An 11,453-nucleotide genomic window follows, 5' to 3' on the forward strand; every position below is an offset into this window, starting at 1 on the left:
ATCGCAATTGTTCATATTGATGAAGATTACGAAAATGCCATTCACATGCAGGAAAAAGAGAAAGGTTTTAGAGATTATTTTGAAAATCTTGAAAGCAAAAAATTCGAAATTAAAACCTTTAAGGTAAAACATCCGCAGTTTAAAAGTACACTGAAAGAGTTCTTAGATGCTAATCCAAAAATTGAAGGTCTTTTTGTTACGACTTCAAAAGCGTATCAGGTTGCAAAAATTATTGCCAAAAATCCTGAAAAGAAAATTGCGCTTGTGGGTTATGATTTATTAGAGAATAATCTGGAATATCTGAACAATAAAACGATTGACTTTTTGATTCATCAAAACCCGAAACGTCAGGCTTATTTAGGAACGACAAGTTTAATTGAGCATTTTATTTTTGAAAAAGAAATTAGTCCTGAAAAATTACTTCCAATTGATATTGTAAATACGGAGAACGCTAAGGATTATTTTTTATAGGTTCTTTGCGGGTATTTTATTTAAACACATAGAGACATAGGTTTAAATGTTCATAAAAAAGAATATAAAAGAAACTAGTTTCCACAAATAGCTATGTGTATTGATGCAAGTGAAACGCCTTTTTTAAACGCATAGAAAAGCTATGTCTCTATGTGTTTAAAATATCCACCAAAGATTGGCAAATATAGCCCGCGGTTTCAACCGTGGGAAACGAGTTATGATAATTTATTGTGCTCTCATTGTGTTCCAGTGGTTGAAACCACTGGCTATGTTTTATGTAGCTAGCCTAAAATTAGTTTTCCAAAAGAACTGGCGATATGAAAATTAGGAGTTTCTGTATTTGGATTTACCCACGTAATCCACGTTGGTTCAAATAATTTATTTTCCTGTTTGATGTATTTGGCCCTAAAAATTCCGGTTTCAATAATGTTGTCTTTTATTAAGTGAAAGTTTTTCAGCGATTGAATGCTTATGGAGAATTCTACAATAAAATGATCGCTTTTTATACTTGATTTTACCGACAGATTATTTTCTGGCCAATTCCAGTCAAAATCAAATTTCTTTTTCGGAGAAGCGATAAAATCCATTACTCTTGGCGTAGGATCAATTTCTAAACAATAATAGGGATTTAGGTTTTCATCTGTTCGAAAGAAAATCTCAACTCGGTCTGATTCTCCAATGCTGTCAATAGAATCGTCTTGTCTGTCAATGTGAATGTTAGCATCGTAAACCTTATAGCAGAAATAAATATTTTCGGTATCCCATAAAGATCTGAATTCGATTTTTTCAGGTTCTAAATCACTCCAGGGCGAAGTAAAATCGGTTAATGTTTCTGCTTTGTTCCAAAAAGGATTATCACCCAAACCATTTATTTGTAAAATGTTTTTCTCGATTCGGTTTACATTGTAATTTTTCATTCTAAAAAGGTACGGAATTTTGAAAAAAATAGAAAGGAGCAAAAGAAAAAATTCTTCTGCTCCTCAATAGTATTATTTTAAGTAAATTTTATTGTGTGTTATTTCATTATCGGCATTAATTTGAAGAATTACTAATTGCGAATTGATCTTCAAACTGGAAATATTAATTCTTGCTGATTCAACCGAACTGAAATCCTGTTTTAGAAGTTCTCTTCCGTTTAAATCCAATAAAATAATATGAGCTGAATTGACGCTTTTTCCGAAATTAATATTGATTTCATCTGAAGCCGGATTTGGGAAAACAGAAAAGCTTGGGGCAATTTGTTCTTCAGCAACTTCTAATGTTGCTGCTTTTTTGGAGGTAGATCCTGTCTGAAGTTCTGAACATCCAATATCGATTCTTCCGTTTCTTTTTCGAATATCATCATCAAAATCTAAAGTTCCCGAATTTGTACTACTATACGTTGGATCACCTTTATCAGTAGCAAAAGCTCCCGAAGCCAGCGTAAAATTAAAAGCAGCAGCGTTTGTAAATCCTGGTAAACCAACTACAGAATTTACATCTTGTCCGGTTGCTGTGGCAAACTGCGCCGCATTATACGATCCGGTTGTAGAACTTCCGTTAAAACTTGTTCCCGTTAAATCAATTATAAAATCTGTATTTGTTTCTCTGTAGTATAAATTATAGTTCGAAACAAAACTTGAAATCGTATATCCGTACGAAGCTAAAAATGCTTTTTTACCCGTTGTCGCATACATAATATTGTTTTTGTATGTAATTCCCGAACTGTTTTGAAAATGCACTTCACCTCCATAAATATCTGCTAATGTAGAAACTGCAGTTCCCTGAATTGTAGTAACTCCGTTAATCGTTGCTCCGGTTCTGTTTTTGTAAAAAGTATTATTGAATATTTTGGTATTCCCTACACTTGTCGTGTAACCAGAACCATTAACACCTCCAAAAATTGCTCCCGTTATAACATTGTTATAAACCGAATTGTTGTTTACAATATGCCCTGTAGAAAGACCTCCGTTTCCGGTTGAAGTATTTTGCTCTGCACCAACAGAAAGCCCTACTCCACAATTGAAAACTTCATTTCTTTGTACCGTACAATTTAAAGCACCGTCAACATAAATACCTGCGCTATTGGCAACGGCACTCATACAATTAAAAACTTCGTTTGAAGCAATTATACCGTTTCGCGCCTGATTATTGCTTGACGCTCCGGTTGATAAATAATTTCCAGCAGCCACAATTCCAATATTGGCAATGTCATAAACCGTATTTCCAGAAACCGAAAACCCGTTTACGTTTCCAGTTACAGTTACAGCTTCTCCCCAGCCTGTTGCGCAATTTGCAACTTCATTAGTTTCGATTTTTACGTTTGTAATGGCATACGTTCCGTTTCCTCCATCAACTTTTATGGCATTGGTAACAATACCGCTGTTTGCAGGTATCGCCGAAAGATTATTGCTAATCCAGCCGATATTTTTAACAATACAATTTTTGATTGTTATGTTATTCAAATTGGCTGTTGCACCAGAATTGGCTAAAATCCAGATTCCTTTACTTCCGTTTCCAATTTTGTTCGAAATTGTCAAACCATCAATAGTAACATTACTGGTGTTTACAATTCCTAAAACATAAGTATCAGGACTTGTCCATCCTGAAGCGTTTACAACAACGGCTCCAGATCCGCTTTTTTGAATCGTTAAAGGTTTTCCAACGAATATTGGTCCCGTAACGGCATACGTTCCGGAAAGCACTAAAACGGTTCCTCCAGACGGCGCAGCCTGAACTCCTTTTACAATGGTTTTATACGGCAGCGCAGCGGTTCCCGTACCGGTTGTATCGTTTCCTGTTGTTGAAACATAGGTTTGCGAAAAACCTTGTACAAAACACATTAAAATAAAAAATGTAATTTTCTTGACTTTCATAATTTTGATATTTTGGGTTAACAACTAAAAAAAATTATAGATAGAATATTGCAATATTTTCTATTTCAAATACGCCTTTTCTGCATTTCAATTTTAGAACTAAAAACATCAATTTAATGTTCTATTTTATTCTTTTTGAGTAACATAAAAAAGCTTATTTCTGACTAAAGTAAATATTGTATTGTAATTTGCAAGAAAATAATTAGAAAAAATGTGTTCGAACACAAAATTTTAATATTTTGAAAGTTTTTTAGTACAGATTTTTGAGCCGTTTTATCAAAATATTAAATGTGTTTGAGCACAAATAAATATTATACTACAAATAATATTAAGTTTAAATTTTAAAAGCAAAAAAAATGCCTTTAAAATCTCCATTTTAAAGGCATCATTTTATACTAATTTTGAAGCTTAGTTTTTCAATCTGTATTTATTAAAAATGATAAAAACTATAGCCGTAATTGCTAATAAAGAAATATTTGCTAATCCTAATAAAAACTGACTTTTTACAGCGTATATATTCACAAAACTATAGCTAAAAAGAGCACTTACCATATAAGCTCCACCCCCAGTTAATCCGCTGGCGACTCCGGCATTTTTGGAGAATCGGCTTAAACAATAACCCAGAACAATATTGTATATAAAACCACCGCAGATATTCAGTCCCATTGTAAAAATGACCAAAGTATAAATATTACTTTCGAAAGAAGAAGTAAAAATCATCAGCAAAGCCAAAATCAGCTGAATGGTTATGGCTGTTCCCACTTTTTTTGCCAAAGGTTTTTTGATCATAGATTTTGCCGTGATTCCGCCAATCATAACCGACAATCCAGATAATAAAGCGCTGTAACCTGTTGTTATGGCCGAATATCCAAAAATACGTTCTATGATAAACGGACTGGTTAAATTGAACATGATAACAATCGCAAAAGTGATTCCCAGAATTACAAATCCTAAAGTAAAATCAACTGATTTCAGCATGTTTGAATACGTATTTGTAATCGCTTTAAATTTAAACGGATGGAATTCTTTTATGGTTTCTCCGCTATGGCGAAGTTCTAAAAGCAACATAAGCAACGACAATCCGCCTAGGAAATAAAAGTTAGATTTCCACCCGAAACTATGTTCCAGATATCCGCCTAAAAATGGTGCCATAATAGGCGCGCTGGCCCAAATAATCGAAAACAAACTAATGTAGCTTTTTAATTTTTCGCCTTTAAATAAATCGACAAAATAAGCACGTTTTGCAATTACGATAAAGGCAATGGCGATTCCCTGAATGATACGCATGGCATAGATTACATAAATATCCGGAACGAGTGCGATAATAAAACTGGCTATTGAAAATACAGCAAGCGATGCAATACTGATTTTAAAACGTCCGAAACTGTCTAATATACTGCCAATAAAAATCTGGCTTATGCCGAGGCTGAACATAAAAAATACTAACGTAAGCTGAATGGCCGATGCCGAAACATTTAAATCTTTTGTCATTGCCGGAAGCGATGGCAGATAAATATCTGTTGCAAATCCTGATAACGGAATTAAGGCCAAAGCCAATATGGTACTGAATCCTTTGTGATCCTCTTTTAAATTTCTCATTCTAATTATTAATTTATTTATTACAAAATAGACCAATCGGTCTAAAATATTTTAAAAAAAATATGTTAGATAACATATCTTTCAAATTCGTTTTTTAAGATTTCTAAAACAACTTCCATTTGGTTGTTGTTATCAAAAACTTTTCGGCACAAAATAGCACCTTCTATCATCGAAAATGCCATTATAGCAAATTTTTCAGGGTTGATTTCTGCCAAAAGTTCTTTGTTTTCAACTCCCAATTCAATTATATCCGTATATCTTTTATGCGCTGAGAGAATAGCTCTTTTTACCTGCTCTTTTATAGCTGGGTTTGTATCATCTGCTTCAATTCCAAAATTTAAAATTGGACAGCCGTCCATCATGTTATCTTTATTTTCATAAACAGCCAATACTTTATAAAGCTTTTCTTTTGCTGTTTTTCCCTGCGAAACCGCATTGTCTAATTTGGCCGCTAACTGCGATCTTAAATACAAAAACGATTCTTTACAAATTTCTTCTTTACTTTCGAAATTTCCGTAAATACCTCCTTTTGCCAATTTTGTGGCTTCCATAATGTCGCTTAGAGAAGTTCCGGCCATTCCTTTTTTATTGATAATCGCAGCCGATTTTTCAATAATAAACTGTTTTGTACGTTCTGCTTTACTCATAATCTTTTTCATTTTGACACTGCAAATTTAGACCGATCGGTCTAAATTTGCAAGCTTTTTTTAATTTATTTTTCATAAATCATTAAAAGTCAAGCAAAATCAAGGGTTTATATTTCTGTTTTAAAAGAGAAAACGAAGCAATTCTTAAAGAAAATAATCTAATTTTAATTTTTCGAAGGCAATTCTATCCGTAGGAAGTATCAAAGGATTAGTCTCTGAATTAATATCAAACCATTCTAATTTTTCGATAGTTGGAATTTGAACTTCTAATTCTTCCATATTAAGAATCTTAACCTGATAATAAATAGTAAAGATCTGTCTGTTATCTTTCATTCTGGAAACTATAAAATTTTCTTGTGTATAAATATGTTTTATAACTTCAATTTTTAAGTTTAGCTCTTCCTGAAATTCTCTGTGCAGGCAGTCAATTGTTCCTTCACCAAATTCAAGTCCGCCGCCCGGCAGTTTGCAAATGTTTGATCCGGCATAGCTTTCGTGTAATGCTAAAACTTTGTTGTCATTTACACAAAACGCATATACCCTGACATTAAATCCAATTAATTCGCTCATAAAGTTTTAATTAACAACTTGTCGTTTTACAAAAATAAGCAATTGATCGCCCGCTGTTGAATAATATCTATTTAAAAAATAAATAGTAACTTTTCATGCTTTTTATTCAAACCTCAGCTTCCATTATGACAACCGATATTATAGAATTACACGATTGTATTGTTTTAGTAGAGCAATCTAATACGACTAAAACTATAGTTCAGAAATGTGAAATTGACGGAGATGCCGTGGGTTTTGCTTTTTATGGTTCTGGCAATGTTGAGCTGGAAATCAAGCATAATAATCAGACGAAATATTTAATGAATACAACGGGTTTGGCCATTTGTTTCTTCGGAAATCAAAAAGTCGAATTCTCACATAAAATTGAGCCTGATAAACCTTTGCAGTCTATCAGCATTTTTACCAAACTCAAAAATCTAAATTCGCTTCCGCAGGCTGAAAGGGAGATTTTCGAAAATTATTTACCGCAGTTATTAAATCCGAAAGAACATTTTGTAAAAGGACCTTCTTTTTATATGACGCTCGAAATGCAATTGGCAGTTCAAAAAATCTTTAATACATCGTATACCGGAAACACGCGTTTCCTGTTTTTAAAAAGTCAGATTAATGAACTTTTGGCGCATTTCTACGGACTTTTAGCTTCTGATAAAAAATCAGAATTATCAGAGATTGATAAAAACAAACTTTTTCAGGCTAAGGAAATTGTAACAACACATTATTCTACGCCGCCTTCGATTACGCAATTATCACAAATGGTGGGTTTAAATAGTAATAAATTAAAGAAGAATTTTAAAGAACTTTTCGGGATTCCGGTTTTTAAATATGTTCAGGAAGAACGGTTGAATAAAGCGTATGAATTACTCCGCGAAAGCGAAAAAACAGTTCAGGAATCGGCTTGGGAAGTTGGCTATGAAAGTCTGAGTTCGTTTTCGAATGCTTTTCATAAAAAATTCGGAATGCGCCCAAATGATGTAAAACAGCAATTCTTTTCAAACAAATCATAATTCTTTTACGACAAATGATTGTTTTTTAATCTCAGCAACTTTGTATCAGTAATCATTTAAAAACGATATTGATATGAAAACCAAAATTTTAGTTCTGGGTTCTACCGGAAAAACAGGAAGCAGAGTTGCAGCAAGATTAGAAAACAATGCTGAAGTTGAACTTCGTTTAGGTTCACGAAATGAGAAAATTCCATTTGATTGGGAAAAACCAGATACCTGGGAAAATGTTGTAAAAGATATTGACACGGTTTACATTACTTTTCAGCCAGATTTAGCCGTTCCTTTTGCTGCAGATGCGATAGAAAATTTCACCAATCTTGCCACAAAATCTGGCGTTCAAAAAATAGTTTTACTTTCTGGAAGAGGCGAACAAGAAGCGCAGGTTTGCGAGGAAATTGTAAAGAAAAATGCCAAAAACTGGACCATAATCCGCGCCAGCTGGTTCAACCAAAACTTTAGCGAAAGTTTCTTTTTAGATCCAATCCTTTATGGAATTGTTGCTTTACCAAGAGCCGAAGCACTTGAACCTTTTACAGATGCCGATGATATTGCCGATGTTGTTACGGCTGCACTTCTAGACGAAAATCACAACGGAAAAACGTATGAATTAACGGGACCAAGATTATTGACTTTTAAAGATGCGGTTAATGAAATTGCCAATGCAAGCGGCAGAAATATTTCTTTTCAAAGTTTAAGTTTAGAAGAATATACACAAATGCTGAAAGAGTATCAAATTCCTGATGATCACATTTGGCTGGTAAATTATCTTTTTGAACAGGTTTTAGACGGAAGAAATTCGAGTGTGACTTTTGATATTGAAAAAGTTTTGGGCAGAAAAGCGAAAGATTTTAACGCTTACGCGAAAGAAACAGCCAAAACCGGAATTTGGAATCCTGAAAATTAAAAAGATGAAATATATCAGAGCAATATTTTCGGGAATTTTGGTTTGGTTTGCGGTTAGTCTTTTCTTTTATATTTTAGAACAAATTCCCGTTGTAAAAGATTCCTTTTTTGAGCAGTCGGTTATTGTGGCGATCTCTATTGTATTTTTTGCCATTGGCGCGGCGAAGTTTTATTATCTGAAAAAATATAAAATGAGCGGTTTAAAACTCGGAATTATAATGTCGCTTACGGCTTTGTTTCTGGATATAATTATTACGGTTCCTTTTGTAGAAATTCCAAACGGACGAAGTTACGAGAGCTTTTTTACAAGTCCTGTTTTATGGATTCTGGCTTTTGTAAATGCGGTTTCTGTTTTTCTTTGGCGAAAGCTAAATAAAAGTGTGGTTTAATTTTAGAAAATAAAAAAATGGAAGGATCGCATTTATATCTTTCCATTTTTTTGTCGTTTTTTAATTAATTCAAGCTGCTAGTTTAATAAATAAATTGGCTCTAAAAGAAGTTTAATCCCTACGGGATATTTTTTCTGGTAGATTTTATTATTCTACTACCAATATTTAACTCCTAACGGAGTAACAAAAAAATATCTCGGAGAGATTATATATTGGTAGAAATCAATTTATTTATGTCAATTTTTGTCCCGTAGGGACTACTACTACCAATATTTAACTCCTAACGGAGTAATAAAAAAATATCTCGGAGAGATTACATATTGGTAGAAATCAATTTATTTATGTCAATTTTTGTCCCGTAGGAACTATACTTATTGAGTAATTTTATCCTGAGACTTCCTTTTTGCTAACAATTTTTAAATCCTAAAGGATTATCTCGTAGAGATTAAATATTGGTAGCAAAAAGTTATAAATAGATTATTGTCCCGTAGTGACTATACTTATTTATGCTTTTAATTTCCAAAAAAAACTCCTGTTTAGTGGAACAGGAGTTTTCGAATTAATATATAATAGTAGTCAGTGGAATTTATTATCCTCGTGTCAGCCAGCCTTTTTTGCGAACTGTAATAATTGAGTATGGCGCAATCCAGAACAATGAAAAGGTATAGAAAACACTATAAGAATAGGCCCAAAATGCTTCGCCTAATGAATATCTTTTTGCATAGAATAAAACTGAAAAGCTTGATACCAGCAATATTCCTAAAAGTGCAGAACTAATAAACAATAACGGATGTACTGCAATAAAATAGATCATAAATATAAAAAACGGATAAGTCATTAATATTCTTATAAATTGTTCTGTATACAAAAGTCTTGCTCCAACTTTAGATTCTTTCCTAAAATCTTTCCAAACATATTTTGCCATCATAATGTTTTCACGAACATTGCTTCTTCCCCATCTTATAAACATTTTGTATAATCCAGTATAATCTTCGGGAACGTTTGTTAAAACATAGGCATTACGCTGAAATAATACGTGATGTCCTTGTTTTAAAATCATGTTTGTCATGGCACGGTCTTCACCAATGTCAGACGGCTGTCCCATAAAAGTCTGGTCAATCCATTCTGGCAAACAAGCAAAAACGGCAGTTCTTTTGTAAGCTGCTAAAGCTCCCGGAGTACAAAGTACAGAACCTAATGCACTTTCGGCAGAACGCATGAATTCAAAACTCATTACAAAACTTACGTTTAGCATTTTTGGTAAAATTGCTTTTTCGTTGTTTAAAACCTGAACGTTTCCTGCAACGGCTCCGCATTTTTCGTCCACTACAAACGGACTTACCAAGTTTCTTAAAGTATCTTTTTTAACGATTGAATCTGAGTCAACAGTTACGAAGATTTCTCCTTTTCCTAAATTAAATCCACGGTATAAAGCGTGACGTTTTCCTTTGTTTTGCGGCTGTTGAAAAATAGAAACACGGTCTCCCAATTTTAATTTTGCTTGTTGAATCCAGTACCAGGTATCGTCTTTACTTCCATCGTCGATTGCCAGAAGCTCTAATTTATGAGCCGGAAAATCACTTTCGGCCAGACTCATTAAAGTTTCATACACTAATTTTCCTTCGTTGTAAGCCGGAACAATTACGGTACAAGTTGGCAGTAATTCATCTGATACAGATTCGATTGGTTTGTATTTGAAATACAAAACTACATTGTACAAAAACATTCCGCCTTTAAAAAGGAATAAGGCTACGGTAATAGCTAGAAAAATGATTCCTCCAGTTGAGTTTAATCTTTCTAAATGCAGCTGATCAAAATCGGGCTGCAATTGAACAACTAAAAGAGATCCTGCAATTAATAATAAAAATGTTGCGGCAAGAACCATAAAACCAAAAAGGCTTTTTGGTCTTTCTATATGTGTTTTGGTTGAGTTGTTGTTTATTTTAAAAATAGATGGGCTGATTACTTCGCTACTGATATCGCCTCCTGCATAAAATTGTTTTGAAATAATTGTTTCGCTTTCCATGTCCTGTTTGTTTGTATTAATTCTCTAAAATGGCTTTTATCAAATGGTCTTTCTTTGCATTTTTCTTAAGTAAACACCAAAAAAATTAAAGAGTGACATGTTCCCAATTTGCAAGCGTTGTGCCATTTAGGTTTTAAACTGAATTTAAGCGGTTTACGAATTATTACATAAAATGAGGTGTGTAATATTTTTACACTTTGTAGAATGTTTATACAGTTTTTTGTGTGTAAACAGCAGTAAAATAAGGGATTTTTGCAACTGCGAAGAAGTGTCGCAGAATATAAAAACGCATCCTTAATTCAAAAATTGTATTTGGTTTTGATACTTTTTAAAATTGGAGGCCCGTTTTTTCAAAATGAAAACTTTTACTTACAAAAATATTTTAGTACGAATTATTAAGAGAGAATCTTTTCAGATTTTAATTTAAATGAGTTAATTTTATGTGTATTTAAGTAATTTTCCTGCGAAAATTAATTTTATCTTAGCGGGAAACAATTCATTTTTGATTCTATTTTTTTAATATTTTATACTGCATGAACCAACAGATTTACAAAATTTTACTTGCTGACGACGATGATGATGACTGCTCTTTCTTTGAAGAAGCTCTTGATGAACTGTCGCTTGCAACAACTCTTGTAACTGTAAATGACGGAGTTCAGTTAATGAATTTTTTAGACGAGAAATCTGGAGAGCCTCTTCCTGATGTTCTTTTTTTGGATTTGAATATGCCTAAAAAAAATGGATCTGAATGCCTGACAGAAATCAGACAGATTGAAAGACTAAAAGATTTCCCCATTATTATATTTTCAACTTCTCTTGATACCAAAATTGTAGATGTGACCTACGATATGGGCGCTACATTTTATATTCGAAAACCCGGTGATTTTTCAAAACTAAAAACCGTTATTGAAAATGCACTTATTGCAGCTTCTCAAAATAATTTTAAACAGCCTGAAAGAGCGCATTATATAATTCAACCCTAATTTATT

Annotated in this window: 11 protein-coding genes; 5 read left to right on the forward strand and 6 right to left on the reverse strand. The window is 33.1% G+C overall.

The features are described 5' to 3' along the window. Positions 1-471: substrate-binding domain-containing protein (locus tag B3C18_RS11595; RefSeq protein ID WP_291146812.1), on the forward strand; the 471-nt coding region annotated here is incomplete at its 5' end. 281 nt (positions 472-752) lie between these two features. On the opposite strand, the gene B3C18_RS11600 is transcribed toward B3C18_RS11595, so the two are convergent. The 5 genes from B3C18_RS11600 to B3C18_RS11620 all read right to left on the reverse strand — a co-directional run bounded on the left by B3C18_RS11600 (position 753) and on the right by B3C18_RS11620 (position 6,142). Beyond that, the gene (locus B3C18_RS11600) at positions 753-1,388 is read right to left on the reverse strand and encodes a carbohydrate-binding family 9-like protein (protein WP_291146814.1); all 636 of its coding nucleotides are present in this window, start codon (positions 1,386-1,388) and stop codon (positions 753-755) included. Positions 1,389-1,460: 72 nt separating this feature from the next. Next, positions 1,461-3,326, reverse strand: coding sequence for a T9SS type A sorting domain-containing protein (locus B3C18_RS11605; protein ID WP_291146816.1), 1,866 nt, complete (start codon positions 3,324-3,326; stop codon positions 1,461-1,463). Positions 3,327-3,734: 408 nt separating this feature from the next. Further along, positions 3,735-4,925, reverse strand: a complete 1,191-nt coding sequence (locus B3C18_RS11610) for an MFS transporter (RefSeq protein WP_291146819.1) — start codon at positions 4,923-4,925, stop codon at positions 3,735-3,737. A 65-nt stretch (positions 4,926-4,990) separates the two neighbouring features. Continuing rightward, positions 4,991-5,572, reverse strand: a complete 582-nt coding sequence (locus B3C18_RS11615) for a TetR/AcrR family transcriptional regulator (protein ID WP_291146821.1) — start codon at positions 5,570-5,572, stop codon at positions 4,991-4,993. 144 nt (positions 5,573-5,716) lie between these two features. Then, positions 5,717-6,142 (reverse strand): NUDIX domain-containing protein, encoded by a 426-nt coding sequence (locus B3C18_RS11620; RefSeq protein WP_291146823.1) that lies wholly within the window; start codon positions 6,140-6,142, stop codon positions 5,717-5,719. A gap of 95 nt (positions 6,143-6,237) precedes the next feature. Between B3C18_RS11620 and B3C18_RS11625 the strand changes: the two genes are divergently transcribed. The 3 genes from B3C18_RS11625 to B3C18_RS11635 all read left to right on the forward strand — a co-directional run bounded on the left by B3C18_RS11625 (position 6,238) and on the right by B3C18_RS11635 (position 8,438). Next, positions 6,238-7,146 carry a helix-turn-helix domain-containing protein gene (locus tag B3C18_RS11625; RefSeq protein ID WP_235992045.1) on the forward strand — a complete coding sequence of 303 codons (909 nt, stop codon included), beginning with the start codon at positions 6,238-6,240 and terminating at the stop codon, positions 7,144-7,146. Positions 7,147-7,219: 73 nt separating this feature from the next. Next, positions 7,220-8,050: an NmrA family transcriptional regulator gene (locus tag B3C18_RS11630; RefSeq protein ID WP_291146827.1), complete on the forward strand. Its 831-nt coding sequence runs from the start codon at positions 7,220-7,222 to the stop codon at positions 8,048-8,050. 4 nt (positions 8,051-8,054) lie between these two features. Beyond that, positions 8,055-8,438 carry a DUF5367 family protein gene (locus B3C18_RS11635; protein ID WP_291146829.1) on the forward strand — a complete coding sequence of 128 codons (384 nt, stop codon included), beginning with the start codon at positions 8,055-8,057 and terminating at the stop codon, positions 8,436-8,438. Between the two features lie 589 nt (positions 8,439-9,027). On the opposite strand, the gene B3C18_RS11640 is transcribed toward B3C18_RS11635, so the two are convergent. Continuing rightward, positions 9,028-10,464, reverse strand: a complete 1,437-nt coding sequence (locus tag B3C18_RS11640) for a glycosyltransferase (RefSeq protein WP_053473951.1) — start codon at positions 10,462-10,464, stop codon at positions 9,028-9,030. A gap of 533 nt (positions 10,465-10,997) precedes the next feature. Here B3C18_RS11640 and B3C18_RS11645 point away from each other — a divergent pair. Then, a complete protein-coding gene (locus B3C18_RS11645) occupies positions 10,998-11,447 on the forward strand; it encodes a response regulator (RefSeq protein WP_291146832.1) in 450 nt (149 codons plus the stop codon). Positions 11,448-11,453 lie beyond the last annotated feature (6 nt).

The sequence above is a fragment of the Flavobacterium sp. UBA7680 genome (assembly GCF_002482975.1).
Lineage (GTDB): Bacteria > Bacteroidota > Bacteroidia > Flavobacteriales > Flavobacteriaceae > Flavobacterium.

Coding starts and splice junctions, on each gene's coding strand:
- B3C18_RS11600 (WP_291146814.1), bottom strand. CDS start 1,388: ATGAAAAATTACAATGTAAACCGAATCGAGAAAAACATTTTACAAATA.
- B3C18_RS11605 (WP_291146816.1), bottom strand. CDS start 3,326: ATGAAAGTCAAGAAAATTACATTTTTTATTTTAATGTGTTTTGTACAA.
- B3C18_RS11610 (WP_291146819.1), bottom strand. CDS start 4,925: ATGAGAAATTTAAAAGAGGATCACAAAGGATTCAGTACCATATTGGCT.
- B3C18_RS11615 (WP_291146821.1), bottom strand. CDS start 5,572: ATGAGTAAAGCAGAACGTACAAAACAGTTTATTATTGAAAAATCGGCT.
- B3C18_RS11620 (WP_291146823.1), bottom strand. CDS start 6,142: ATGAGCGAATTAATTGGATTTAATGTCAGGGTATATGCGTTTTGTGTA.
- B3C18_RS11625 (WP_235992045.1), top strand. CDS start 6,238: ATGCTTTTTATTCAAACCTCAGCTTCCATTATGACAACCGATATTATA.
- B3C18_RS11630 (WP_291146827.1), top strand. CDS start 7,220: ATGAAAACCAAAATTTTAGTTCTGGGTTCTACCGGAAAAACAGGAAGC.
- B3C18_RS11635 (WP_291146829.1), top strand. CDS start 8,055: ATGAAATATATCAGAGCAATATTTTCGGGAATTTTGGTTTGGTTTGCG.
- B3C18_RS11640 (WP_053473951.1), bottom strand. CDS start 10,464: ATGGAAAGCGAAACAATTATTTCAAAACAATTTTATGCAGGAGGCGAT.
- B3C18_RS11645 (WP_291146832.1), top strand. CDS start 10,998: ATGAACCAACAGATTTACAAAATTTTACTTGCTGACGACGATGATGAT.